Here is a 25,958-nt window from a genome sequence, read left to right as displayed (position 1 = left end):
GGACAGTGAAGAGGGCTCAGCGCGCGACGTACACGATCCATATCTGGCCCGCGGCGAACGTCATGCGCTTGCCGCCCGGGGTCGTGAACGCGGTCCGGGACTCGGCGGTGTCCCTTGCCCATTCGGCGTCGTACGCCTTGCCTTCGCGCAGGACGGTCGCGGATCCCGAGCCGACGGTCTCGGTGAACGGTGACGTATTGCCGGACCGGTCCCTGAAGAGCGACGGGCGTACGGTGACCTCCTGCAGGACGACCGTGGCCGCGGCCAGCCGCCCCCCGTCAGCCGTGCGGGCAGGTGCGCCGTCCATCTCCACCAGCCATCGCTTCTGGTCTGCGGACCACGTGAAGGCGAAGCGCGCAGCCGGATAGCGGACCGTCTGCTCGCTGACGGGTTTGCCACCGGAGGGCGCCGGTCCGAAGCGCAGCCCGATGCCCTCGGCGGCATTCGTATCGGAGCCGGCGTGGGGTATGTTCCCGGGCCGCAGATACAGGTTGTGCGGCGCCGGCCGGTCATTGCTGCGGAAGTACGCGTCCGGATCCTTCGAGGGTGGCAACGGGTTCAGCGGCGCTGCCTCGATGAGCGGCGTGAGCCTGCTCTGCGCGCCGGAGTAGGCGAGCGTGGGCCGCTCGAACTGGCGCAGCAGCTCCAGGTCCGTCTCGCGGGCGCTGCGCACCGGGCCGACGACGGACGGCACATCGGACGAATAAATGGCGAGGATGCGGCTGAGGCCGGCCTCGACCTGCTCCACGTAGACGATGTCCGCCCTGTCCAGCCCCGTCGGCGGCCGGGCCGGCGCGACGTTGTCGATCTTCACCGCCAGAACGCGGGCACTGGACGAGACCCGGTCGTCCGGCGGGGGAGTGGTCCCCTGCCCGCCGACTCCGCTTCCTCCCCCGCCTGAGCACGCCGTCACGATGAAAAGCGCCAGCGTGGCGAGTGAGGTTGTGGCTGATCTCTTCGCGCCGGCTGCGTGCATGGCTGCCACCCTTCCGAGTCGTCCCACATCAATCATCACGCGGTGTCGCCACTGGTCTGTCATGTACCGGCAATAAGTGCCCTAACCTCGCGTAGGGCAGGGGATGCGGGCCCATCGTGGGTAGAGAGACGATGGGAGATAACGGCGGCGGGCGGAAGGAGCCCGGGATGCGCGCAACCGAACCCGTCCCTGCCCACCCTGACCAGCCGGGGGGTGCTTCGTCAGCGTCGGGGGGCCTGCTGGATCTGCTGAGCGTCGCTGCCGTGGTGCTGGACGCGGAGGGGCGGATCGTGCTGTGGAGCCCGCAGGCCGAGGAATTGTTCGGTTACTCCGCCGACGAGGCGCTCGGCCGGTACGCGGGCCGGCTGCTGGTCGAGGAGCAGCACCTGAAGCTGGTGAACGGACTGTTCGAGCAGGTCATGGCCGGCAAGGCAGGAGGAGGGGGAGCGTCCGGCTGGGCTGGAGTCTTTCCCATGCGCCACAGGGACGGCAGCACCCGGCTGGTGGAGTTCCGCAACATGCGGCTGGAGGACGACCGGAAAGATCTCTACGCCCTGGGCCTGGCCACCGACCAGGCCACGCTGCGAAGCGTGGAGCGCGACCTCGCCCTGTCCACCCGACTGGTGTCCCAGTCCCCGATCGGCCTGGCGGTCGTGGACACCGACCTGCGGTACGTCACTGTCAATCCAGCACTCGAACGCATCAACGGGCTGTCCGCTGCCGAACATGTCGGGCGTAAAGTCCACGAGGCCCTGCCCTTCCTGGACACCGAGTCCATCGAGGCCTCGATGCGTGAGGTTCTCGCCACCGGCGTGCCGATCCTCGACCGGGAATCCGTCGGGCGTACCCCGGCCGCCCCGGACCGTGAAGACGTCTGGTCGGTGTCCTTCTACCGGCTGGAGGCGTCCAACGGGAAGGTGCTCGGGGTAGCCACCTCCGTCGTGGACGTCACCGAGCGGCGGCGCGCCACCATCGAGGCCGCCCAGGCCCGCCAGCGCCTCGCGCTCGTGGCCGATGCCTCCATTCGCATCGGCACCACGCTCGACCTCGACGTGACCGCTCGTGAGCTGGCGGATGTGTCGGTGCCACAACTGGCCGACGTGGCGGCCGTCGACGTACTCGACAGCGTCCTGAACGGCCGCTCCGCCGCGACCTCGGGGCCCGCCGTCTTCCGTGCTCTCGCCGTGGCCAGCGCGTACCCCAACGAGGCGGTACGAGCGGCCGACCCACCCGGTGACGTCGCCCGGTACGAGGCCGACCGGCTCGTCACCCAGTGCGTGAACACCGGCCGCCCGGTCCGCGTGTCCCACGTGAGCGGCGACGACCTGCCGTCCATCGCCCGCAGCCCCGAAGCCGCCGCGCTCCTGGCCACCGCCGGACTGCACTCCTATCTGGCCGTGCCGCTGATCGCGCGCGGCAAAGTGCTGGGTGCCCTCGACCTCAAGCGCACCCGTAACCCGGAACCCTTCACCGCCGACGACGAGGTCCTGGCCGGCGAACTCGCGGCGCGGGCGGCGGTGTGCATCGACAACGCCCGCTGGTACCGCCAGGCACGCAACACCGCCCTCACCCTCCAGCGCAGCCTCCTGCCCCAGCAGCCACCGGACCAGCCGGGCCTGGAGATCGCCAGCCGCTACCAGCCCGCGCAGGCGGCCGACGAAGTGGGCGGCGACTGGTTCGACGTCATCCCGCTGACGGGCGACAAGAGCGCGCTCGTCGTCGGCGATGTGATGGGCAGCGGCATCAGCGCCGCCGCCATGATGGGCCAACTGCGCACCGCCACCCGCACCCTGGCCGAACTCGACCTCGAGCCGGCCCAGGTGCTGCACCACCTCGACCGCATCACCGACCGCATGGGGCAGCCCATCACCACGTGCATCTACGCCGTCTACGATCCGCACCAGGCCCAGTGCCTCATCTCCAACGCCGGGCACCTGCCGCCCGTTCTGCTACGCCCCGGCCGGCCCCCCGAACTGCTGGACCTGCCCACCGGCGCCCCGCTCGGCGTCGGTGAAGTCACCTTCCACACCACCACGCTCGACCTGTCTCCGGGCGACCGGCTGGTCCTGTACACCGATGGCCTGGTCGAGACGCGTGACCGGGCCATCGATGTACGTCTGGACACGCTCCTCAGCCACCTCACCGACCCTCCGAGGTCACTGGAGGAGACGTGCGACCTGCTGCTGCACGCCCTGCGCCAGCCGGGAGACCACGACGACGTGGCGCTGCTCATCGCCCGGGCCACGGTCATGACCGCGCAGGGTGATCAGTCCTGACTACCACTCAGGGCAGCACCCATTTCTGGTTGGGACCGGTGTGACAGCTCCACAGATGGATGCGGGTGCCGTCGTTCCAGGTGGCGCCTTCGGCGTCGAGGCACTTGCCCGACTGAGGGTTGCGTACGGTTGCGTCGGCCTGGGGCGCCCACTGCTGCGCGCCGGTACCGTTGCAGGTCCACAGCTGGATTTTCGTCCCGTCGGCGCTCCCGCCACCGCTCACGTCGAGGCACTTGTTCAGCGCCCGGAACGTGCCGTCGCCGGGCCGGGTCCATTCCTGTGCGTTGGCACCGTTGCAGGTCCACAGCTGGATCTGGGTGCCGTCGCCGGTCGCGCCGCCGGCGACATCCATGCACTTGCTGTTGACGCCCTTGACCTCCCCCGGCTGCGGACCGGGCGGCGTACCGCCGGATGTCTTGACGCGGACGTTACGGAAGGACACCTGGTCGTCGGCGCCGTGGTTCTGGATTCCGATGTGCCCTTGGCGCAGGCTCCTGGCGGGGTCGGCGTTGGTGAAGTCGTTCACCTTGCGGCCGCCCAGGAAGACCTCCAGTCGTTCGCCCGTCACGCGGATCTCGTACGTGTTCCACTCGCCGGGCGGGTTGAGCGCGGCGTCGCGGGCGGCGACATCGGCGGACTTGAACCCGTACACGGACCCTGTCGTCCGGTCGGCGGTGTCAGTGGCGTCGATCTGGATCTCGTACCCGTGGTCGACCGCCGACCAGGGGTCGTCGGACGCCGGGAAGCCCACCAGGATCCCGGAGTTGTCGTCACCGTCCATGCGCCAGTCGAGCTTGAGGGAGTAGTCGCCGGTGAACTCCTTGGCGGAGTACCACAGCATCCCGAGCCCGCCCTGTGACGTGAGCGTGCCGTTGGCCAGCGTGAACGAACCGGGTCCGGCCTGCTTCCAGCCGGTCGTGCCCGTACCGTCGAAAAGCGGTGTGTACCCGGTCTCCGGACGGCAGTCGGCCTCCGTCATGCCCGCCGCCCACCGGATGCCACCCAGCAGGTGCCTGCGGAAGGCCGCTTCGGTGTACGACTCGTCGGTGTGACCGCCGCCGGTGTAGAACGCCCGGCCGCCCTCGTAGCCCTTGCACCAGGAGATCGGGTGGTCGCCGGACATGTTGCCGCCCGAGTAGCTGGACTCGTCGAGCGAGGCCAGGACGTGGGCCGTCGTACGGGGGTTGGTGCGGTAGTTGTACCACTCGTCGAAGCGCTGCCAGGTGGCGCCGAGATGGGCGGTGGCGTCGTGGGCGCGGTCCTCCACCTTGACCGTCGCCGTCTGGTTGTGGGGATGGGAGTGGAACAGGGCTCCGGCGAGACCGGCGTAGAAGGGCCAGTCGTACTCCGTGTCGGCGGCCGCGTGGATGCCGACGTAGCCGCCACCGCCCTTGATGTACTGCTCGAACGCCGTCTGCTGCGTGCCGTTCAGCACGTCCCCGGTCGTCGACAGGAAGACCACGGCTTTGTACTGCGCCAGGTTGGCGGTGGTGAAGGCCGCGGAGTCCTCCGTGGCGTCCACGGTGAAATTGTTCGCGCCGCCGAGATCGCGCAGGGCGGCATGGCCGGCGGCGATGGACGAGTGACGGAAGCCCGCCGTCTTGGAGAACGCGAGGACCTTGTACGCCGGATCAGCCGCGGCAGCGGCCGCAGCCCGGGCGGGGGTGCGAGGGGATTCGTCCGGAGACTGTGCGCCGCTCGCGGCCACACCGGGCGCGGCAGCCACGCAGAGCAGCGCTCCGGCGAGCCGGCAGCCGGCCTTGGTGAGAGTGGTACGCATATCGGTTACGCCTCCTCTCCTGCTACGGCAGGGTCCATTTCTGGTTCGGGCCGGTGTGGCAGGTCCACAGATGGGCTCGCGTGCCGTCGTTCCAGGTGCCGCCCTCGGCGTCGAGGCACTTGCCGGACTGCGGGTTGCGTACGGTCGCGTCGGCCTGGGGCGCCCACTGCTGCGCGCCGGTGCCGTTGCACGTCCACAGCTGGATCTTGGTTCCGTCGGCGGTGTCGCCGGCGCTGATGTCCAGGCACTTGCTCAGGGCCCGCAGTGTGCCGTCGCCGAGCAGCGTCCACTGCTGGGCGCCGCTGCCGTTGCAGGTCCACAGCTGGACCTGCGTCCCGTCGGCGGACGAACCGTCGGCGACGTCCAGGCACTTGCCGTTCACACCCTTCACCTCACCCGTCCGAGGACCTGCCCCCGCCGTGGTGAAGCGGAAGTCGTCGACGTCGAAGAGCGCGCCGAGGCCGCCCTTGAAAACGAGGTACAGCGTTGTCGTACCGGCGGGCCGGTTGGTCAGCGCGGTGCTGACCTCCTGGTACGTCTCCCAGCCGCCCGTCAGGGGCACCGTCGCCGTGCCCAGCACGGTGCCGGTGGGGGAGCCCGCCCGTACCTCAATGGTGCCGCCGATGCCCGCGGAGGCGACCCGCGCGGTGAAACGGGTGGCGTCGTCGAGGGCGTACGGCTTGAAGGAGATCCAGTCGCCGTTGTCGATGTGGCCGACCGTCTTTCCGCCGTGGGCCGGAGTGTGGCTGACGACCTGGACGCCCGACGAGTCGCCGTAGTGCTCGCCCTGTCGGTGGCTGGGCTGGCTGATGTGCTGGGCGTGGGTGGTCAGGGCGGGCTGGCCGTTCGCTCCCTTGTCGGTGTACTCCGCGTCCCAGACGCCGAAGATGTTCGCGTTGGGGTCGTGCTCGCCGTCCGCGATGGTCTGTACGGTGCCGGAGCAGCCGGTCGCGGAGGTCTGTGGGTGACCGTGGCTGTCGTGCCCGACGATGAAGGTGATCTTCACCTTGGAGCAGTCGATGGAGGCGTCCTCCGGGTCGGTGACGGTCACCTTGTACGGGACGGCCGCGCCGGGGTCGATGATGCGCCCGTCCACCGGCAGCTCCAGCTTCACGGTCGGTGCCGTGTTGCCGACAGTCACCTGCACGGAGGCGGTGGTGCTCTTGCCGGTGCCGTCGGAGACGGTGAGCTCGGCGGTGTACTGGCCGTTGACGGTGTACGTGTGGGAGGGGTTCGCGGCGGCCGATGTGCCGCCGTCGCCGAACTTCCACGCGTAGCTGAGAGGGTCGCCGTCCGGGTCGGAACTGCCGGCCGAGGAGAACGCGACGGCGAGCGGCGCCTTGCCGGAGGTGCGGTCGGCCTTGGCCTGCGCGACGGGGGAGCGGCCGCCGGTGATGTGCTCGATGCGGTACAGCGCGGAGTTCGCGTCACCGTTGAAGTAACCGGTGCCGTAGTCCAGGACGTACAGGGCGCCATCGGGGCCGAAGGCCATGTCCATCACCTGGGTGCCGTTCCAGGGGAAGGCGTTGATGGACTGTACGGTTCCGTCGCTTCCTTGCGCTATCCGCTTGATCCACTTACGGCCGAACTCCCCGGCGAAGAAGTTCCCGTCGTAGCTCTGGGGGAACTTCACGTCGGAGGTGGAGGAGGCGTCGTAACGGTAGACCGGTCCGCCCATGGGGGATTCGGAGCCGCTGCCGAACTCGGGTACCGAGCCGCCGTCGTACGGGATCCAGGCGGGCTGGGCCGGGGGCAGGTCGGTGAGTCCGGTGTTGCGGGGCGATGTGTTCTTCGGGGCGGCGCAGTCGAACTTCGCGCCCGATGTGCCGGTGGCGAAGTTGTAGTCGGCGTACGCGTCGTTCTTGCCGGTGCAGTACGGCCAGCCGTAGTTGCCGGCCTTCGTGATGCGGTTGAACTCGACCTGCCCGGCGGGGCCACGTGCCGCGCTCGCCGTCCCGGCGTCGGGTCCGTAGTCGCCGAGATACACCGTGCCGGTGGCCTTGTCGACGCTCATCCGGAACGGGTTGCGAAAGCCCATGGCGTAGATCTCCGGGCGGGTTTTCGCGGTGCCGGGCGCGAACAGGTTGCCCGAGGGGGTGGAGTACGAGCCGTCCGCGTTCACCTTGATACGCAGTACCTTGCCGCACAGGTCATTGGTGTTACCCGCCGAACGCTGGGCGTCGTACGCCGGGTTGCGGGAGGCGCGTTCGTCGATCGGCGTGTAGCCGTCGGACGCGAAGGGGTTCGAGTCGTCTCCGGTGGTGAGGTAGAGGTTGCCCTGCGCGTCGAAGTCGATGTCACCGCCCACATGGCAGCAGATTCCGCGCGATGCCGGTACGTCGAGGATCTTCTTCTCGCTGGCGAGATCCAGGGTTCCGTCGGCGGTGAGGGAGAAGCGGGAGAGCCGGTTCACGCCGTCGAAGGGGGTGAAGTCCCCAGCCGTACCGTCGCCCGGCGCGTCCCCGCCCGGGGTGCTGAGCTTGGGAGCGTAGTAGAGGTAGACCTGGCGGTTCGAGGCGACGCCGATGCCTTGGATGCCTTCCTCGTCGTGACTGTAGACGTCGAGCTTGCCCGCGATCTTTGTTGTGCCCGCCGCGTCCGTGAGACGCAGCGTGCCGTCGCGCGAGGTGTGCAGGACGGAGCGGTTGGGGAGGACCGCCATCGTCATCGGCTCGCCGGTTTCCGCGACGCCCTTGGCGAGTGTGACCTGCTGGAACTCTTCGGCCGCGGCTGCCTTCGCGGTACTTCGGTCCGCGTCCCGGGGGACGGCGGAGGCGGAGCCTGCGGGCGCCAGGAATCCGGCGGTGAGTAACGCTGTGAGCAGGAGCGCTGGGAACACACGGGGTCTGAACGGTTTTTTGCGCACAGAAGTCTCCCGAAGGGGTGGGGGTGTCCGGCGGACCAGGATGGGAGTCCTGCCGGGGGGAGCCAGGCGCGCGCCGTCGCGCCGGAAAGGTCACCGGTCACGCATTCACGTCCGGTTCATTTCAGGGAAGTTAGCGGGCTCGGTCCCGTCGCGTAACCCCTTTCGCACCAGCTTTCGCAACTTCTTCCGCGCACAGGACAAAGCGCGTCAGTGGTGCGGCATCAAGCTGTCGTCGCCCGCGAGGTCCTCGCCCTGGACGCGAAACCGGCGCCACGCGGGGCTTCCGCATGGCGCCGGTCGGTGGTGCACATCACGCCCGGTTACGGGGGAGGAATGGAACGTCCGGGAGTGGTTGGCCGTTCAAGTACATGTGAGTACGGAGGGGACAGCGTCCGTCCCCGGGCCTCACCTCCTCACACCCTTGCCGCCCCGGCTGGTTTCCCCCGACCAGTCGGGGCTTCCTCGTGGGTGGGAACGACACGGTCAGAAGGCGAACAGCGCACCTTCTGCCAGGCCGCCCTCCATCAGGCACCGGTTGCCGAAGGTGGTCGACCAGGAGACCTGCTTGCCCTGCCACACGCCCTGGGCGGTGATCACGAGCGGGTCCCACTCGCGCGTACAGCTCCGCCGCGGCGCCGTGTCGATCACGCCGGAGAACTCGCCGCCGGCATCGTGGAGTTCGGCGCAGGCGGCCACGGGCGACGGATGGGTGCCGCCGGGCGTCGGTGCGCAGGTCAAGGTCACCGCGCGCCCGACAGTCGCCGTGCCGGCTTCCTCGCCCGTACCCACGGTGAGCACTAAGGCGGACGGCGCGTAGAGGCTGGTCGTCCCGGTCGGCTGCGCCTGCGCCGGGCTCGCGGTGGCGGCGCCCGTCAGTGCGAGGACGGTGGCCGCCCCGATGGCGCCGAGCGTGTTCCGGAGGTGACGCATGAATGACTCTCCTCTGATTGCGGATAAGTTGCGGGGGTGTTGCGCTGAGGAGTGTTGCTGATGCGGACAGTGAGTGCACACTGATCAACTCATTCCGGCCTCCCCCGGTCGGGCGGGGGAGACCGAATGGTCGTTCGGGCAGCTCGGGGGCGGTATGCGTGCCACCCGACGGGGCGTCCGTCATGTGGACATGCGTCAGTGGTACAACGCAAAACGACCGTCTGACCTGCACTCATGAGTAAGTGGTTCATTCCTCACTTACGCTGCTTCGACTGGAAAGCATCGCTTCCGGATGGGATTCGCGGCGGACGGCAACGTGTCCGGACCACACCGCGCGTGGTGATTGACGGTGGCGTCGCCCCGTCCTGTGTTGTGTACGAGCGGCGCTACGGTCCGTCATTCCGGACGTACGGGGGGAGACCCTTGGAGGAGCCGCCATGCGCACAGATCCACCCCGTACGAAGATGAGACTTTCGGCCGTCACCGTGCTGCTGGCACTGCTCGCCACGCTGCTCGGCGCCGACTGGACCACCTTCGCGCCCGCGGCCCGGGCCGCCTCGCTCACCGAGGTCACCGGCTTCGGAACGAACCCGGGCAACCTGCGGATGTTCCGGTACGTCCCGGACGGCCTGCCGGCCGGTCGGCCCCTCGTCGTGGCGATGCACGGCTGCACGCAGTCGGCCGCCGCGTTCGACACGGAGACCGGCTGGACGACCTGGGCCGACCGCTGGGGCTTCGCGCTCCTGCTGCCGCAGCAGCAGTCGGGCAACAACCTCAACTCCTGCTTCAACTGGTTCGAATCGGCGGACATCAAGCGTGGTTCCGGTGAGGCGCTGTCGATCAAGCAGATGACGGACCGGATGAAGTCCGACCTGGGCAGCGACCCCGCCCGCGTGCACGCCACCGGGCTGTCCGCCGGCGCGGCCATGACCAACGTCATGCTGGCCGCGTACCCCGACGTCTTCGCATCCGGAGCACCCGTGGCCGGCCTGCCGTACGCCTGCGCCACCACCGTCGCGGCCGCCTACACCTGCATGAGCCCCGGAACCAACCTCCCGCCCGCCGCATGGGGCGACAAGGTCCGCGCCGCGTATCCCGGTTACGCGGGCCCGTGGCCGGCCGTCTCCGTCTGGCAGGGCACGAGCGACACGACGGTCGTGCCCGCCAACATGACCGAGACAGTCGAACAGTGGACCAATGTCCATGCCGCGGACACCACGGCCGACACCACGGACACCGTGGCCGGTTACCCGCACGCCGTGTACCGCGACAGCGCCGGACGGCCGGTGGTCGAGACGTACTCGATCACCGGCATGGGCCACGGCCAGCCGGTCGACCCCGGAGCGGGCGCCGAGCAGTGCGGCACCGCGGGCGCGTACATACTCGACGTCAACCTGTGCGCCTCGTACCGCATCGGCCAGTTCTGGGGCCTCAGCGGCGGCGGAACACCACCCCCGGGAGGCGGCGCGAAAACGGTGGTCGTGCCGAGCCGGGCCGCGGACGACGGTTACGTGAAGGCGTCGGCGACCGGGGTCGGACCCGCCGTCGGCACGCTGGAGGGCACGTACGGAGTGGCAGTCGGCAGGGGCGCGGACGGGCAGCACAACCGCGCGCTGCTCTCGTTCGACACCTCGTCCGTCCCCGACGGGGCTGCCGTGAAGCGCGCCTACGTCAGCGTGACGTACGCCGACGGCAGCGGTGATCCGTGGGCGGCCGGAAACCGTATGGTCCTGGACGTCAGGTCCGACTGCTTCGGCGCCGCCTGCACGACGGGCGCCGACGACTGGAGCGCCGTCGCGTCGGCGTCCGAAGTGGCGGAGATCGGCCGGTTCACATCCGGCGCGCAGACGTCGACCGACTTCACGGCGGTGAACGACACGGGAACCACGCAGGTACGTCTGCGCCTGGCATCCCCGCCCGCCACCACGGCGTACGTGTTCCTGAAGTCGGGGGCGTCGGCCACCCTGACGGTGGAATGGGAGTGAGGGGGCCCGGGCCACTCCGGCAGGCTCAAGTCAGCAGGCGCAGTAGCTGCGCACAGGCCTCGGCCTCGCTCGCATGCCGGGTGACCGTCTCGTAGACACCGCGCTCGTACGCACCGGTCTCCCACGCCCCGCCCTCCTCCTGACCGCACTTCCTCAGGTACAGGAAGTCGGGGGGCGTGGGAGCCGGTTCATGGACGGCTTCGATGCGGAAGTAGTCGTCGGGCACTCCCGCCGCGCTCAGCGCGGCCCGCAGTTCGTGGCGGTCCATGGGAGTGAGGCTACGCGCCGGCCGGTTCGAGGTAGTCGTGCTCCAGCAGCCACTTCACATTCAGCCGCTGCCCCTCACCCGGATCCAGGAACACCGGGTCCAGCTTGATCTGCTGCCCGCCGCCGGGCTGCTCGAACCACGGCGCGATACCGCCCTGCCACACCCAGAACGGCTTGGCGACCTCGTAGACGCGGTAGTCGCACGGCACCGACGGTTCACGGGTGTTCAGGTTCTGCGGGGGCAGTGCGCGCTTGGCGTACGCGTCGCCTGCGGGCGCCAGATAGGCCCCGTACTCCGAACCGAAACGGTCCAGGCGCTGACCGCTGCGGAGCTGGGTGGGCGCCTTGTCCACGTCGCCATTGACCTCCCTGAACCCGTCGTTGGGCGGATACTTCCAGCCACCCACGTCTGCGGGCCCCTGCCAGTACTCCTTCAGGAAGCTTTCCGGCGACAGCTCCCCTGTCCGCTTGTAGCCCTTCAGCAGCGGGCCCACCGGCTTCTCGTGCTTCGACGGGAGCCACTTGGGCCCGAGCCGCGCGTCGCCCTGGAACGAGCCGGTGCACGGGTCGTGCCGGGACACGCCGGCAGCCGACCGTTCCTCGTGCTGCTGCTGTTGCTGCGGAGCGGCGCTCGCGGTGGGCGCGAGCACCGTTGCCGCGGTGATGCCGAGCGCGGCGAGTACGGTGCGAATTCGGTTCACTCAGGGTCCCCTCGGATGCGGATCCAACACGTAACGCGGCGGAGCGTAGTGGATCAACTACTTTCCGCGTGGCGTGTCGGTGCATTTCGCCCCGAGGGGGGACCGTTTACAGCCAGTCCCGTGGCAGCGTCTCGTTCCAGGTGCGGGAGAAGACCCGGCGGTCTCCCTCGTAGCCGTCGAGGGTCGCGTCGACGAAGAACTCCGTCTCACCGCACCGCAGTTCGGTGCGCGTCTCCACGCGTACGTCCCAGTCGTCCCGCCGGAAGCGCATGGTCCAGGCCGATTCGCCGGCGACGGAGGTGAAGTCGTCGGCGGTGGCGGTGTAGCGCTCGTACGCGCGGCAGCCGACGTCGAGCCCGATGTCGTCGATACGCACCGTGCCCCGGTCCTTCACGATCTCCAGCGCGGAGTCGTACCCGATCAGGTCGCGCTTGACCTCCCAGCGCTGTTCGGGAGCCGACAGCCGGGTGGTGGTGATGGGCTCGGCGCCTTCGGGTTCACCGAAGGGCCGCTGCGGCACTTCGTCCGGCTCGGCCGTGGGCCGCACCGGCAGCGTCAGCGTGCTGGACCGCTCGTGAACGCTCAGCAGGACAGGCTTGGGGGGCGGCCAGGCCAGCGGCCAGTAGGACGTGGACAGGGAGAGCCGTATGCGATGGCCGCGCGGGAAGACCTGGGCCACGCCGTTGAGCTCGACGGTGGCGCGGTAGCGACGGCCCGGCTCCAGGGGTTCGGGTTCGCCCGTGCCGTCGCGGTGCGTCAGGTTGAGCAGGCCGTACGTGACGCGGGTGGCCCGGCCGTCGGGTGCGACGTCGGAGAGGCGGGCGGCGACGGTGGCCACCGGTTCGCTGACGGACAGGTCGAGTTCGACCGTCGGGGAGCCCAGGATCTCGACCGGTTCGCTCAGCGGTCCGGTGTCGAAGACCAGAGAGCCGCCGTCCTCCTCCCGCTGGTCGTACGGCAGGTCCGGCGGGGCGTTGTACGAGGCCCACTTGCCGGCGAACTGGCCGACGGACAGCGGCGACTGCACGGTCATCGCGTCGCCGCCGCCTTCCTCCGGCACCACGTCCCCCGGCATGACGATGCGGTGCCGCAGGAGCGGATGGGCGACCGGTTCGATGTGCGGCGAGGGCCAGTCCGGCTCGCCGACCCACCGGCCGGGCCGCTCTTCGTACGACGTCGAGGGCGGCACACTGTCCTGCATCCACGCCTGCAGCATCGGTCCGTCCATGACGCCGTTGTCGGCACCCTTCAGCCAGTGGTCCCACCAGCGCACGACCTCCTGGAGGTAGCCGATGGCCGGACCGGGCTCGCCCAGATGCGGAAACTTGTGGGACCAGGGCCCGATCAGCCCCTTGCGCGGTACGTCGAGGTTCCCCAGCAGCCGCGTCACGGCGTTGGAGTAGCCGTCCGCCCAGCCGCTGGACGCGAGGACGGGGCAGCGTACGGCCGCGTAGTCCTCGCAGACCGAGGCATGGCGCCAGTAGTCGTCGCGGCGCTGGTGGCGCAGCCACTCCAGGACCCACGGGCGGGTGTGTTCCATCCGCTCGTGCCACATGTCGCGCCAGCGGTCACCGACCACGGCCGGGTCCGGCGGGCACGTTGCGTACGCGAACATCGTCCCCGCCTCCGCGAGGTTGTCCGACAGCATCGCGCCGCCCATGTAGTGCATGTCGTCGGCGTACCGGTCGTCCGTGAAGGACGCGATGACGACGGCGCGCAGGCTCGGCGGCCGGCGGGCCGCGGTCTGGAGGGCGGCGAAGGCCCCCCAGGAGATGCCCATCATGCCGGTACTGCCGTCGCACCACGGCTGCTCGGCCAGCCAGGCGAGGACCTCTTCGGCGTCGGCCTGCTCCCGCTCCAGGTATTCGTCGGCCAGTACGCCCTCCGACTCGCCGGTGCCGCGCAGGTCCAGGCGTACGCACGCATAGCCATGACCTGCGATGTAAGGGTGGTTCATCGAGTCGCGCACCGCGGTCAGATCGCGCTTGCGGTACGGGATGTACTCCAGCACCGCCGGCACGGGCTCCTCGTCGGAGGAGACCGGCCGCCAGATGCGGGCGGACAGGCGGGTGCCGTCGGACATGGGGACGACGACGTGTTCTTCTTCCTTCGTCGCGTGCGGCAGATTGCTCACGAAACGCATACGGCGGGGCCGCTCCTTTCCCTCGGGGGCCTCGGGGTCCTCAGACGTTCTTCTGGTCGCGTCCGCCCGGAGTGGTCTCGTCGAAGGCGAGACCGAGAGCCGCCACACAGCGGTCGTACTTCTCCCGCAGCTCCTTCTCGCTGTTCCCACCTGTGAAGATGTGGGCCAGCTCGTAGCTGTAGCTGTCCTGCTGCGGAGTGTCGGACAGGCGCTGCCCCTCGTCGGGTACGACGTCGACCCGTACGCCGGGGATCTCGCGCTCGATGCGCGCGATGTCCGCGGGCGTGGGCACCCGGCGCGCGGCACCGTCGGCGAACCACCGGTAGTACCACTTCGCGGCCACCTCGTACGGGCCGGACCGGTGCGGAAGGGCAGGGTCCTCGCCCAGCGCGAGAGCCAGCATGCAGTGGTGGTTGGGGACTCCGTCGACGTACTCGAACAGCTCGGCGTGCGACTGGGAATGCCGGGGGTTGATCTCCAGCAGATTGATCGCGTCGGTCTGCGGATCGTAGAAGTACTCGATGCTGAAGGTTGCCGCGTCCATACCGATCTGCCGCATCACCCGCTTGGAGACGTCATGCAGCCGGCGTACGACCGGCTCGGGCAGGGCGGAGGGGTACTGGTGACGCAGGAAGCTGGAGGAATCGGGGTAGTTGATCGAATCCAGGACGCCGTACACGGTGACGTCGCCGTTGTGGACGTACCCCTCCACCGCGACCTGGATGCCCGAGAGCGCTTCCTCGGCCAGACACACCTGACCACCGACACCGGCCATCTCGGCGGGCAGGTCAAGCCGGTCGAGGATGTACTCGAAGGGCCGGCCCACCCGGGCGACGCCCTTGCGGATCTCGTCGACCGCTTCGCGGAACTCCTGCTGGTCCTTGACGCCGAAGGCGAGTTCCGACGAGTACGACAGGGCGGGCTTGAGCCACATCGGAAAGCGCACGCCCTCGGGCGGGCGCGGATCGTCCGCCTCCAGATCGACCCGGCCGAACCGCGGATGCTCGTCGACGACCTTCTGCTGCTCCAGCCGGCTCCAGTACTTGTGCTCGCACTTGACCACGGACTCCAGGCTGGTGCTGCGCGTGCCGTAGCGCTCGCTGAGCATCGGTACGAGCGTACTCACGGGGAAGTCCCAGTAGCCGACGATCGCGTCGATGCTGCCCTCGAAGGCGTCGAGGGCAACCCGTGCCTTCTCGAACAGCTCCGCCACCGACACTTCGCCGTGCTGGAGCTCCTCGATGGTGAGAAGAGGGTGGAAGTCGTACCTCTGCGCGTCGGGCACGGCTCGCAGGGTCGGCAGATTGGCCTCGTCCAGGCCGATCACGAATATGTTCTTGCGATCGCTCACTGACTCTCCTTCGTAGGCTCGTCCCGATCGCCTTCCTCGTCAGGGGCGTCTCACACATCGGATCGGGTGAACCGGTCAGTCAGTGGTCCTTCACGAGGAGCCGCGGACGATCAGCTCGGTCGGGAGCAGGATGTGCTGCCGCGGTGCGTCCGGGTCGGCGATCTCCCGGAGCAGAGTCCGGGCGATCGTGGTGCCGATCTCCTCGATGGGCTGGCGCACGCTCGTCAGGGGCGGGTCGGTGTGGCGCGCGAAGAACGCGTCGTCGAAGCCGACCACGGCAACGTCGTCCGGAACGCGCCGTTCCTGCTTGCGCAGCTCCATCATCGCGCCCGCGGCCATGACGTCGGACGCCACGAAGACGGCGTCCAGATCGGGTGCTGCTTCAAGAAGTGAACGCATCGCGCGTTCGCCCCCGGCCTCGGTGAAGTCGGCCGTGGCCACCAGCCGTTGGTCTGCCGCGCGGCCCGCTTCCTCCAGCGCGTCCCGCCAGCCCTGCAACCGGGTACGGCCCACATCCATGTCCAGCGGACCGGTGATCGTCGCGATCGTCGTCCGGCCGCGCGCCACCAGATGGCGGACCGCGGCGGCCGCGCCCCCGAGGTTGTCGGAGTGGACGTGGCTCAGGGTCTCGGTGGGGGAGCGGCGGCCGGCGAGTACGGTCGGCAGACCCATGTCCTCCAGCAGGCCGGGCAGCGGATCGTGCTCGTGCACCGAGACCAGCAGCACGCCGTCCACGCGCCGTTCGGCGACCGAGTCGGTCAGCTGGTCCTGCTCGCCCTTGTCCCGTACGAGCATGAGCTGGAGCTGGGTCCTGGTGTCGGCCAGCGCCGTGCTGACTCCCCGGATGACCGCCGAGAAGTAGGGCTCCGAACCGAGGCGGCTCTCCGACTCGGGAATCACCAGCGCGACGGAATTGGTCCTGCTGGTCACCAGGCCGCGGGCGACGGAGTTGGGTACGTAGTTGAGTTCCGCGATCGCGGCCAGGACGGCGGCGCGTGCTTCGTCGCTGACGAGCGTCGAGCCGTTGATGACTCGTGAAACGGTCGTACGCCCGACTCCGGCTCGTGCGGCCACGGTTTTGATGGTCGGGCGCTGCCTTCCCCCCATGGCTTCCTCCTCGTAGAGCGACGTCCGGACGCCGTTCACCAGCGCATTGTGCCAGACGGTCACCGGTGCGGCGCGGGAGTCAGCGGATTGCCCCGCGACATCTGGACGCAACGAAGTCGATTCAAGTTCTTGACAGAGGGTACGCACGGCGGCCAGTCTTCGGGAACCTTGGTGGGTACGTTCCCACCTGGCCAGTGGGAACGTACCCACTCCACCATTCCAAGCCACAGAGCGGACTGACCGGCTCGTACTCCGGTGCGTCGGCGCCGCCACTGGGAGGGCTAAATGAGCAGGGCTCACAAGCTGTTGCGTACAAAGGTTGTGGCTACCGTTTCGGCCGTTGCCGCACTCGGCCTGGTCGTCGGCTGCAGCGGCAGCGGCGGCGGCGACGGAGGGACCGGCGGTGGAGTCAAGGACGGCAAAGTCACCATCACCATGGGCCTGTTCGGCGTCATGGGATACAAGGAGACCGGCCTCCTCGACCGGTACATGAAGGAGAACCCGAACGTCCGCATCGAGGCGGAGGTGGCGGGGGACGAGCAGACGTACTACACCGCCCTGCAGACCCACCTGGCGGCGGGCAGCGGCCTCAAGGACATCCAGGGCATAGAGATCGGGCGCGCCAAGGAACTGGCCGACACGCAGGCCGCGAAGTTCACCGACCTGTCCGGTGTCTCCGGCGCCGACCACTTCCTCCCCTGGAAGCTGAGCCAGGTCACGGCCAAGGACGACAAGGTCATCGGCTTCGGTACGGACATCGGCCCCATGGCGGTCTGCTACCGCAAGGACCTGTTCGAGCAGGCCGGTCTGCCGACCGACCGCGAGGAGGTTGCCAAGCTGTGGGAGGGCGACTGGTCGAAGTATGTCGAGGCGGGCAAGGACTTCAAGAAGGGCACCAAGAACGACAAGGTCGCCTTCATGGACAGCGCCAGTGGCCTGTTCAACGCCATGATCTACGGAAACTCCGAGCAGTTCTACAACGAGTCCGGCGAACTGATCTACCAGGACAACCCCGCCATCGCCGAGGCCTGGAAGCTCGCCTCGGAGGCCGGCGGGACCGGACTCACAGCGAAGCTGCGGCAGTTCCAGCCCGGCTGGGACCCCGGCCTCGCCAACAGCACGTTCGCGACGGCGGTCTGCCCCGCCTGGATGCTCGGCCACATCAGTGAGAAGGCCGGCCCGGCGAACAAGGGCAAGTGGGATGTCGCCAAGGCGCCCAAGGGCGCCAACTGAGGCGGCTCGTTCCTCGGCGTCATCGACAAGAGCCCGGTGAAGGAAGAGGCGAAGAAGCTGGTCGCCTGGCTGACCGCACCCGAGCAGCAGGAGTTCGTCTTCACGAAGCTCGGCAACTTCCCGTCCTCCGAGGAAGCCCTCAAGGCCCCCGCGGTCGCCGACGCGAAGTCCGAGTACTTCAACGGCGCACCCATCGGCAAGATCTTCGGCGACGCCGCCCAGGAGATCCCCGACAAGCAGGTCCTCGGGCGCAAGGACGGCACGATCAAGGACATCTTCTCCCAAGGTCTGACGCTCATCGAGTCCCAGAACAAGAGCCCGGACGAGGCCTGGAAGACCACGGACGACCGGATCAAGAAGGCCACCGGCTGAGACCAGCCGCCCCGGTGACCCGGCGACCGCCGCCTCAAAAAACCAAGCGGTCGCCGGGCCCCGCCACCGTTCCTGCCGGGACCGCACCTCCTGGAGAACCTCGGCAAGGCGTGGCAGGACGCCGCGCTCGGCAAGACCATGATCAACAGCTTCATCGTGGCCGGTGTCATCGCGCTGTCCACCGTGCTGTTCGCCACCCTGGCCGGTTTCGCCTTCGCCAAGCTGCGCTTCAGGGGCCGCAACATCCTGCTCATGCTCGTCATCGGAACGATGATGGTGCCGCCGCAACTCAGCGTCGTACCCCTGTTCATGATGATGACGGACCTCGGCTGGGGGCAGAAACTCCCCGCCGTCATCTTCCCCACACTCGTCAGCGCGGTCGGCGTGTTCTTCATGCGGCAGTACCTGTCCGAGGCGCTGCCGGACGAACTCGTCGAGGCGGGCCGGGTGGACGGCGCGCATTCACTCCGCATCTTCTGGAGCATCGTGCTGCCGATCGCCAGGCCGCCGATGGCGGTCCTGTTCATGATCACCTTCGTGCACGCCTGGAACGACTTCTTCTGGCCGTTCATCGTGCTCGACATGACCAACCCGACGGTCCCCGTCGCCCTCACCCAACTGAGCGCGGGCTACGTCCGCGACCAGTCCCTGATCATGGCCGGCGCCCTCCTAGGCACCCTGCCGCTGCTGGCGATGTTCCTCATCTTCGGCCGCCAGATCGTCGGCGGCATCATGCAGGGCGCGGTCAAGGGCTGAGCCACCTCACGCACGCACGCTCGCACCAGACACCCCTCCCCACCCCGGAAGGACCTACGTACGTGGTCACCGCAATCCGACACACCGCACCCGCTCCCCACGCCGCCGCCGACAGCCGCGCGTTTCCCCCGGGATTCCTCTGGGGCACGGCGACCGCCGCGTACCAGATCGAAGGAGCGGCGGCGGAGGACGGGCGCACCCCGTCCATCTGGGACACCTACGCCCGCACCCCCGGCAAGGTCCGCAACGGCGACACCGGGGACATCGCCACCGACCACTACCACCGGTGGCGCGAGGACGTCGCCATCATGGCCGACCTCGGCGTCGACGCCTACCGCTTCTCCCTCGCCTGGCCCCGCATCCAGCCCACAGGCCGCGGCCCCGCGGTGCAGAAGGGACTGGACTTCTACCGCAGACTGACCGACGAGCTGCTGGAGAAGGGCATCCAGCCCGTCGCCACGCTCTACCACTGGGACCTGCCCCAGGAACTGGAGAGCATGGGCGGCTGGCCGGAGCGCGCCACCGCCGAACGGTTCGCCGCGTACGCCGCCCTGGCCGCCGACGCCCTCGGCGACCGGGTACGCACCTGGACCACCCTCAACGAGCCCTGGTGCAGCGCGTTTCTCGGCTACGCGTCCGGCGTCCACGCGCCGGGCCGTACCGACCCCGTCGCCGCCCTGCGCGCCGCGCACCACCTCAACCTGGCCCACGGCCAGGCCGTACAGGCACTGCGCGCCGGTCTTCCGGGCGACGCGCGGATCTCCCTCACGCTCAACGTCCACCATGTGCGCCCGCTCACTGCGAGCCCCGAGGACGCGGACGCCGCCCGGCGCATCGACGCGCTGGCCAACCGGGTCTTCACCGGCCCCGTTCTCGGCGGCGAGTACCCGGCCGACCTGCTGCGCGACACCGCCCACCTGACGGACTGGTCCTTCGTACACGACGGCGACACGGCCGCCATCCGGCAGCCGCTCGACTTCCTGGGCGTCAACTACTACACGCCGACTCTCGTATCGGCCGCCACCGACGAGGCCGGCCACGGCTCCGACGGACACGGCACAGCGCGCACAGCCCGTGGCCGGGCGCCGACAAGGTCACCTTCCATCTGCCGCCGGGCGACAAGACGGCGATGGGGTGGGCCGTGGACCCCAGCGGCCTGTACGACCTGCTGCTCAGGCTCAAGGCGGACTTCCCGGACCTGCCCCTCATGATCACGGAGAACGGCGCGGCGTTCGACGACTACGTCAACCCGCAGGGCGAGGTGATCGACCCCGACCGGATCGCCTTCCTGCACGGCCACCTCACGGCGGTGCACCGGGCGATCCAGGCAGGGGTCGACGTGCGCGGCTACTTCCTGTGGTCGCTGCTCGACAACTTCGAGTGGGGGTACGGATACAGCAAGCGCTTCGGCGCGGTGTACGTCGACTACCCGACCGGCCGGCGCACCCCGAAGGCCAGCGCGCGCTGGTACGCGGACGTGGCACGTACGGGCACGCTGCCGGCGGCGGACGCGACCTGATCCGCCGCACATGACCACTGTGCCCGGTGTGCTGTGTGCGCGCCGGGCACAGTCAGTGGCCGGGCTTGTCGCGGGGGCGGGGTTTCGCGCGTACGTGCATGCGCTCGCCCTGGCGGCCGAACAGGCTGAGGACCTCGACGGGGCCGTCGCCGGTACTGCCGAACCAGTGCGGCAGCCGGGTCTCGAACTCGGCGGCCTCGCCGGGGCCCAGGACGAGGTCGCGGTCGGCCAGGACCAGACGCAGGCGTCCGGAGAGGACATACAGCCACTCGTAGCCCTCGTGGGTGCAGGGCTCGGGTGTGCTCCGGGTGGCCGGCAGGATCATCTTGAAGGTCTGCAGCGGCCCCGGCTGCCGGGTCAGGGGCAGCACGGTGCTGCCGTTGACGCGCTTGGGCTTGAGGCGGACGCGCGGGTCGCCGACTTCGGGGGCGCCGACCAGTTCGTCCAGCGGAACCTGGTGGGCCTGGGCGATCGGAAGCAGGAGTTCCAGACTGGGGCGCCGCTGGCCGGACTCCAGCCGGGACAGGGTGCTCTTGGAGATGCCAGTGGTCTCGGACAGCGCCGTCAGCGTCACGCCGTTCTCAGTGCGCAGCCGTTTGAGGCGAGGGCCGACCTCGGTGAGGACTTGGGCGATGGCAGGTGAGTGTTCCACGCTTCCCATTGCACAAGCTCGTTCCGGAAATAGCAACAAAGATTGCCACTGCTGAATCCTTGGTCGCACCCTGTGGGCGGAGGTGATCGCCGTGAGCGATACGAAGAGCGTGGCATCGAAGGATTCCCTGTACGACGTGGTGGTCGTCGGCGCGGGGGCCGGCGGCCTGAACGCGGCCCTGGTACTGGCCCGGTCCCGCCGCCGGGTAGCGGTCGTGGACGCCGGGGAACCGCGTAATGCCCCGGCCGCGCACATGCAGGGCTTCCTGTCCCGGGACGGGATGGCCCCGGCTGCCCTGCTGGAAGTGGCCCGGGCCGAAGTGGCGGGCTACGGCGTGGAGTTGATGAAGGGACAGGTCGATCACATCGACTCCGGCTTCCTCGTGCATCTGGCCGGCGGCCCGGTGCTCCGGGGCTGCCGCGTGCTGGTGGCCACGGGCCTGCGCGACGAGCTGCCCGAGATTCCCGGCGTCCGTGAGCGATGGGGCAACGACCTGCTGCACTGTCCGTACTGCCACGGCTACGAGGTGCGCGACCAGCCCATCGGGGTGCTCGGCAACCACCCCGGCTCCGTGCGGCACGCGCTACTGCTGCGGCAGTGGTCGAGTGACATCGTGTTCTTCCCGCACACCCTGGACCTCACGGACGACGACCGCGAGCGGCTGACCGCCCGAGGTGTGCACATCACCGAGGGCGTGATCAAGCGGCTGGTGGTGGGCGACGACCGGCTGCGCGGGGTCGAACTGGCCGACGGCCGGGTAGTGCCCCGCAGCGCCGCGTTCGTCCTTCCCCGCATGGTGCCCCGCGACGCCCTGCTGACCGCACTGGGCTGCGAGCGCGACGACAACGGCTGGGTGACGACCGACCCTTCCGGCCGCACCAGTGTGTCCGGGGTGTGGGCGGCGGGCAATGTCGCCGATCCGCGGGCGGCGGTGGTCACGGCGGCCGGCATGGGATCGGCGGCCGCCTTCGCCATCAACCACGACCTGGTGGACGAGGACGTGGCACGGGCCGTCGAGATCCACCGCGCGGCGGTCTACTGGGAGACACGCAGGACAGCGGCGTGTCCGATGGTCAGCTCCGTCCGGCGCTCACCGTAGACGGTGAGGCGCACTGCGTTGACGTACCCGCTCGTCGACTTCGGATCGTAGGCGTACCGGCCGTCCTTGCCGAGAGTGGGCCGACCCTGCGCGTCGGTGGTGACCTGCTCGTTGAAGACGACCAGTGCTGCGACGGGCTGGGAGGTGTCGGCGGGAATACGCACCGAGAAGTTCACCGGCCACTCGGCCGGCACGGTAGCCACCTTCCGCCCGGCCGACGTGACGTAGGCGTGCCTGGCACCGCTGGCGAGGGTGACCGGCTGGCCGGGCTTGGTGACCGCCTCGGCCGTCGCCGCCTCAACGTGCACACCGAAGGGCGAGAGCGGCGCGCCGCCGTCGGGATTAACGCCGTACGCAATGGAGACGTCCCCGCTCGCGAGACGGCTGTCGGCGTGGGCCGTGCCGCGCTCCGCCGAGACATCGGGACCCGCCGAGGGCGACAGAAGGGCGTTCTGCGCGGCGCGCGACATGGGGGCCGCGACTTTCCCGAGCGCCGAACCGGCAACCTCCAGCTCGTGCAAGGTCTGCCGGCCCGACGCATGCCCCGGCGCGTCGGCCGCCTCAGGAGCGTGCGCCTGGAAGAAGAAGGAGTCCTGCGGGCCGAATCCCGTGAGCAAGGCCGTCCAGGCATGCGCCTGAGACGGGTGGCTGCCGTCAGCGACGATCCCCCAGCCGTGGTCCGACGGCTCGACCTGAGGGGGTGTTTGCAGTGTCATGGCGGTGACTCCTCGACTCGGTGAATCTCGCCACCAGTCAACGCGCCACACCTCCGGTGGGCACGACAGCCGCGCACTGCCACCGCACACTCCACTCGGCAGCACCAAGGCCGGACCGAGCCTACGGGCCGGTCCCCGCCGCGGGCGCGCTCGCCGAACGGAGCAGCTCATGCAGCAGGTGCGAGGCCGTGATCACGCCAATGAGGCGGGTACCGCCCCGGGTCTTCTCCACCACCGCGACCAGCGGGCTGCGTACCCGTGCCATCAGCGTGGCCACCTCCAGCGCGGTGTCGTCGGGAGCGGCAATGGGCGGCGGGGCCGTGGTGCGGGGCAGACAATCGCCGACGCGGCGCCCGGCCAGGGACTCGCACAGCCGGTCGGCGTGCTTCTCGTCGATGACGGACGCGAGCCCCGGATCGTCGATCACGTAGGAGGGAACCAGGGTCTTGACCATCTGGGACGCGGGCAGGATCGCCTTCGGCTCGCCGCGTTCGTCGAGCACCAGCAGTCCGGGCAGCCGGTGCTCGGCCATCAGCCGGGCAGCGTCCAGGGCGTCGCTGTCGAAGCTCACGGCTTCGTACTCTTCTGCCAGGTCTCGCGCGCGCACGGCCGGCTCCCGTCTGTGGGAAGGCTCCTCATTTCCAGCCTCATTCGAATATACGAGAAAACCCTAGGCCGCGGCGAAGTACCGCAGCCAGATGTACACCGCGGAGATCGCCACGGTGACGGCGGTGACGACAAGGCCGTACTTGGTGAACTGCCAGAACGAGATGGGTGTGCGGTTGCGTTCGGCGATGCCCAGGACGACGACATTGGCGCTGGCTCCGATCGCGGTGGCGTTGCCGCCGAGGTCCGCGCCGATGGCCAGCGCCCACCACATGACGTGGTCTCCGGAGCCGCCCATGGCCTCGACGACGTCGCTGGTGACGGGCGCCATGGTGGCGACGTACGGAATGTTGTCGACGATGCCGGAGAGCACGGCGGAGGAGCCGAGCAGCAGCATGGACCCGCCGATTTCGTTGTCGCCGATGGCGTCCGCGAGCTTCCTGGCGACCTCACCGATCACACCGGTCTCGATCAGCCCGCCGATCATCACGAAAAGCCCCGCGAAGAAGGCGAGCGTGGGCCACTCGACGTCGGCCAGCACATCACCGGTCCGCACGCTGGAGACGGCGATGAGCAGCCCGGCGCCGAGCAGGGCGACGACGCTGGGTTCGTAGTGCAGCACGGGGTGCAGTACGAACCCAGCGACGACGAGCACGAGCACGACCAGGCCCTGGACGAGAAGGCGCGGGTCGTGAATGGCCTCGCGCTCCTCCAGCGACATCACCTCGGCGGCGCGCTCCTCGTCGTACACGAAGGATTTCCGGAAGAGCCAGCGGCACAGTGCGATCAGGACCAGGATCAGCAACGCAGAGAGCGGGGCGAGGTGTACCAGGAAGTCGTTGAAGGTCAGGCCGGCGCGGCTGGCGATGATGATGTTCGGCGGATCACCGACCAGGGTGGCCATGCCGCCGATGTTGGACGCCAGCACCTCGGCGATCAGGTAAGGGGCGACCGGCAGCCCGAGCCGCTCGCAGACCAGCAGGGTCACCGGGGCGATGAGCAGCACGGTGGTGACATTGTCGAGGAGGGCCGAGGCGACGGCCGTGATGACGACCAGCCACGTCATCACCCTGAAGGGCCTGGCCCGCGCTCTCTTCACGGACCAGATGGCGAGGTACTCGAACATGCCGGTCTTCTTCAGCACGCCGACGATCACCATCATGCCGAGCAGCAGGAAGATGACGTTCCAGTCGACCCCGCTGCGCTCCGAGTGGAACGCCGCCTTGTCGTCGGTCGCCCCGATCACGAGCATCAGCCCGGCACCCCCCAGGGCGGCGGCCGTGCGGTGCAGCTTCTCGCTGATGATCAGTGCGTATGTACCCGCGAAGACGACGACCGCGGCCCAGCTCTGCCAGTCGTTCACGCTTCTCCGATGAGATGCGTCATCAGTGAGGCGGCCGTGATGGCGCCGAGCAGGCTGATCTGGTCGCCGTCGCGCTCGATCACGGCGACCAGCGGACTGCGGGTACGGGCCATGAGCGCCGCCACGTGCAGCAGACCGGCGTCGGGCCCGACCACTGGCGGCGTGTACGTGCGCTTCGGCAGCCATTCGGCGACCGTGAGTCCGGCGATCTTCTCCGCGACTTCACCGAGGTGGCGGTCGTCGATCACGGCGGCGAGCAGCGGTTCCTCGATGAGGTAGTCCGGCACCAGCTGCTTGATGAGCTGGGAGCCGGGCACGATGGCGTACGGCCGATGGTCGGCGTCGACGACGAGCAGCGCGGGCAGCTTGTGCCTTGCGAGCAGCCGGGCCGCGTCCACCGCATCGGCGTCGACCGATACGTAGGGGTAGGTTTCCGCGAGATCACGCGCGAGCATGGCCGTTCTCCTGAGTGCGCCGACCCAACGACCGGGGCAGCAAGCGGCGCTACTGTGCCGAGGGGCTGTGCGGCGGGGAGGGGACGGTGGCGGCGCCACCCTCACGTATCGCCGCCACCACGGCGTCGTGCAGGTCGCGGCTGTCACTCTCCGAAGGAGAAGGCACGGGACTGCCCGACATGGTGAACCAGTCGGACGCCCCGCTGTACTGCACAGCGATCCGTGCCTCACTGTCGGCCCACGTGGTGTGCACCGTGAGATCACCGGTCAGAACGCCCACCTCCTCGGTGAGGACCCCGCCGCGGCCCGTCAGCACCCCGAGCGTCGTCCATGAAGCCCAGTCCATAGTCCAAGTCTCGCATTCGTGGCCGCATCCGCGACCGGCGTGAAGGGGGTGGCCGGGATGAGTACGTAAGACCGGCTCGGGTCAGTCCGAATCGCGATCGTCGGGGTACGTCGCGGCATCCCGCTCCCCGGACGGCTCCCCGGACGGCTCCCCGGACGGCTCACCGGGCTCGGAGCCCCGTTCGGGGGACTTCCGATCCTGCTCCCGGGCCTGCCGCTTCTCCTCCTCCAGCCGCTTGCGGACCTCTTCCGGCTTGTCTCCGAGCTGATTCATCCCTGACTCCCTCCGGTCGGCACGGCCTTTCTCGCGGCAAGGGTCACACAGCCCCACCACGCCCGCACGCCGGCATATTCCGAGTGAGCGGATCCATGGCCGGTCCTTGCCCTCCGGGCGGGCGGACAGGTGGGGTGATGGATAGCCTGGCCAAGAGCGCAAGACAACGACGGCCAGATCAAGACC

General features: G+C 69.2%; 19 protein-coding genes and 3 pseudogenes. 6 read left to right on the top strand and 16 right to left on the bottom strand.

Translation table 11 applies throughout. The annotated features are described in order from the left end of the window. Positions 1 to 16 precede the first annotated feature (16 nt). The gene (locus tag J7E89_RS12200; protein ID WP_214972634.1) at positions 17 to 976 is read right to left on the bottom strand and encodes a DUF3048 domain-containing protein; all 960 of its coding nucleotides are present in this window, start codon (positions 974 to 976) and stop codon (positions 17 to 19) included. Between the two features lie 167 nt (positions 977 to 1,143). On the opposite strand from J7E89_RS12200, the gene J7E89_RS12195 reads away from it, so the two are divergent. Continuing rightward, positions 1,144 to 3,252 carry a SpoIIE family protein phosphatase gene (locus tag J7E89_RS12195; protein WP_214972633.1) on the top strand — a complete coding sequence of 703 codons (2,109 nt, stop codon included), beginning with the start codon at positions 1,144 to 1,146 and terminating at the stop codon, positions 3,250 to 3,252. 7 nt (positions 3,253 to 3,259) lie between these two features. Here J7E89_RS12195 and J7E89_RS12190 read toward each other — a convergent pair whose 3' ends face one another. The 3 genes from J7E89_RS12190 to J7E89_RS12180 form a co-directional block, all read right to left on the bottom strand. Next, positions 3,260 to 5,032: a ThuA domain-containing protein gene (locus tag J7E89_RS12190; protein ID WP_214972632.1), complete on the bottom strand. Its 1,773-nt coding sequence runs from the start codon at positions 5,030 to 5,032 to the stop codon at positions 3,260 to 3,262. Between the two features lie 22 nt (positions 5,033 to 5,054). Further along, positions 5,055 to 7,871 carry a carbohydrate-binding protein gene (locus J7E89_RS12185; protein ID WP_374196809.1) on the bottom strand — a complete coding sequence of 939 codons (2,817 nt, stop codon included), beginning with the start codon at positions 7,869 to 7,871 and terminating at the stop codon, positions 5,055 to 5,057. Positions 7,872 to 8,381: 510 nt separating this feature from the next. Further along, complete coding sequence (locus J7E89_RS12180) at positions 8,382 to 8,828, bottom strand: subtilase-type protease inhibitor (RefSeq protein WP_214972629.1); 447 nt, start codon at positions 8,826 to 8,828, stop codon at positions 8,382 to 8,384. Between the two features lie 437 nt (positions 8,829 to 9,265). On the opposite strand from J7E89_RS12180, the gene J7E89_RS12175 reads away from it, so the two are divergent. Then, entirely contained in the window at positions 9,266 to 10,813 is a 1,548-nt protein-coding gene (locus J7E89_RS12175; RefSeq protein ID WP_251060437.1) for a PHB depolymerase family esterase, read from the top strand. A 25-nt stretch (positions 10,814 to 10,838) separates the two neighbouring features. On the opposite strand, the gene J7E89_RS12170 is transcribed toward J7E89_RS12175, so the two are convergent. The 5 genes from J7E89_RS12170 to J7E89_RS12150 all read right to left on the bottom strand — a co-directional run bounded on the left by J7E89_RS12170 (position 10,839) and on the right by J7E89_RS12150 (position 16,382). Next, entirely contained in the window at positions 10,839 to 11,081 is a 243-nt protein-coding gene (locus tag J7E89_RS12170) for a hypothetical protein (RefSeq protein WP_214972626.1), read from the bottom strand. Between the two features lie 10 nt (positions 11,082 to 11,091). Then, positions 11,092 to 11,781, bottom strand: a complete 690-nt coding sequence (locus J7E89_RS12165; RefSeq protein WP_214972623.1) for a TNT domain-containing protein — start codon at positions 11,779 to 11,781, stop codon at positions 11,092 to 11,094. A 106-nt stretch (positions 11,782 to 11,887) separates the two neighbouring features. Beyond that, on the bottom strand, positions 11,888 to 13,924 hold the full coding sequence (locus J7E89_RS12160) for a CocE/NonD family hydrolase (RefSeq protein WP_214972620.1): 2,037 nt from the start codon (positions 13,922 to 13,924) through the stop codon (positions 11,888 to 11,890). 40 nt (positions 13,925 to 13,964) lie between these two features. Beyond that, entirely contained in the window at positions 13,965 to 15,275 is a 1,311-nt protein-coding gene (locus J7E89_RS12155; RefSeq protein WP_214972606.1) for an ATP-grasp domain-containing protein, read from the bottom strand. A gap of 90 nt (positions 15,276 to 15,365) precedes the next feature. Further along, the gene (locus tag J7E89_RS12150) at positions 15,366 to 16,382 is read right to left on the bottom strand and encodes a LacI family DNA-binding transcriptional regulator (protein WP_214972764.1); all 1,017 of its coding nucleotides are present in this window, start codon (positions 16,380 to 16,382) and stop codon (positions 15,366 to 15,368) included. A gap of 285 nt (positions 16,383 to 16,667) precedes the next feature. Here J7E89_RS12150 and J7E89_RS12145 point away from each other — a divergent pair. The 3 pseudogenes from J7E89_RS12145 (at position 16,668) to J7E89_RS12135 (ending at position 20,262) form a co-directional block, all read left to right on the top strand. Then, positions 16,668 to 17,987 (top strand): annotated as a pseudogene (locus J7E89_RS12145) (ABC transporter substrate-binding protein). A gap of 54 nt (positions 17,988 to 18,041) precedes the next feature. After that, positions 18,042 to 18,743: pseudogene (locus J7E89_RS12140) on the top strand (carbohydrate ABC transporter permease); the annotation flags it as partial. A 62-nt stretch (positions 18,744 to 18,805) separates the two neighbouring features. Further along, positions 18,806 to 20,262: pseudogene (locus J7E89_RS12135) on the top strand (GH1 family beta-glucosidase). Positions 20,263 to 20,314: 52 nt separating this feature from the next. On the opposite strand, the gene J7E89_RS12130 reads toward J7E89_RS12135, so the two are convergent. Further along, positions 20,315 to 20,923, bottom strand: coding sequence for a helix-turn-helix domain-containing protein (locus J7E89_RS12130; RefSeq protein ID WP_214972604.1), 609 nt, complete (start codon positions 20,921 to 20,923; stop codon positions 20,315 to 20,317). A gap of 82 nt (positions 20,924 to 21,005) precedes the next feature. On the opposite strand from J7E89_RS12130, the gene J7E89_RS12125 reads away from it, so the two are divergent. Continuing rightward, positions 21,006 to 22,013 carry an NAD(P)/FAD-dependent oxidoreductase gene (locus tag J7E89_RS12125; RefSeq protein WP_308315447.1) on the top strand — a complete coding sequence of 336 codons (1,008 nt, stop codon included), beginning with the start codon at positions 21,006 to 21,008 and terminating at the stop codon, positions 22,011 to 22,013. Here J7E89_RS12125 and J7E89_RS12120 read toward each other — a convergent pair. From J7E89_RS12120 to J7E89_RS12095, 6 genes are all read right to left on the bottom strand, one after another. After that, positions 21,950 to 22,729: a hypothetical protein gene (locus J7E89_RS12120; RefSeq protein ID WP_214972601.1), complete on the bottom strand. Its 780-nt coding sequence runs from the start codon at positions 22,727 to 22,729 to the stop codon at positions 21,950 to 21,952. The two genes, J7E89_RS12125 and J7E89_RS12120, sit on opposite strands and share 64 nt — an antisense overlap. A gap of 121 nt (positions 22,730 to 22,850) precedes the next feature. Continuing rightward, a complete protein-coding gene (locus J7E89_RS12115) occupies positions 22,851 to 23,336 on the bottom strand; it encodes a CBS domain-containing protein (RefSeq protein WP_214972597.1) in 486 nt (161 codons plus the stop codon). A 63-nt stretch (positions 23,337 to 23,399) separates the two neighbouring features. Further along, complete coding sequence (locus J7E89_RS12110) at positions 23,400 to 24,698, bottom strand: SLC13 family permease (protein ID WP_214972594.1); 1,299 nt, start codon at positions 24,696 to 24,698, stop codon at positions 23,400 to 23,402. Further along, entirely contained in the window at positions 24,695 to 25,153 is a 459-nt protein-coding gene (locus tag J7E89_RS12105; RefSeq protein WP_214972592.1) for a CBS domain-containing protein, read from the bottom strand. Before J7E89_RS12105 ends, J7E89_RS12110 begins: the two co-directional genes overlap by 4 nt. 49 nt (positions 25,154 to 25,202) lie before the next feature. Next, entirely contained in the window at positions 25,203 to 25,499 is a 297-nt protein-coding gene (locus J7E89_RS12100; protein WP_214972590.1) for a hypothetical protein, read from the bottom strand. 81 nt (positions 25,500 to 25,580) lie between these two features. Continuing rightward, complete coding sequence (locus tag J7E89_RS12095) at positions 25,581 to 25,772, bottom strand: hypothetical protein (RefSeq protein WP_214972589.1); 192 nt, start codon at positions 25,770 to 25,772, stop codon at positions 25,581 to 25,583. Positions 25,773 to 25,958: the final 186 nt, after the last annotated feature.

The sequence above is a fragment of the Streptomyces sp. ISL-100 genome (assembly GCF_018614615.1).
In the GTDB taxonomy this organism is placed as follows: domain Bacteria; phylum Actinomycetota; class Actinomycetes; order Streptomycetales; family Streptomycetaceae; genus Streptomyces.
This window is presented reverse-complemented; position numbering and strand designations above follow the sequence as displayed.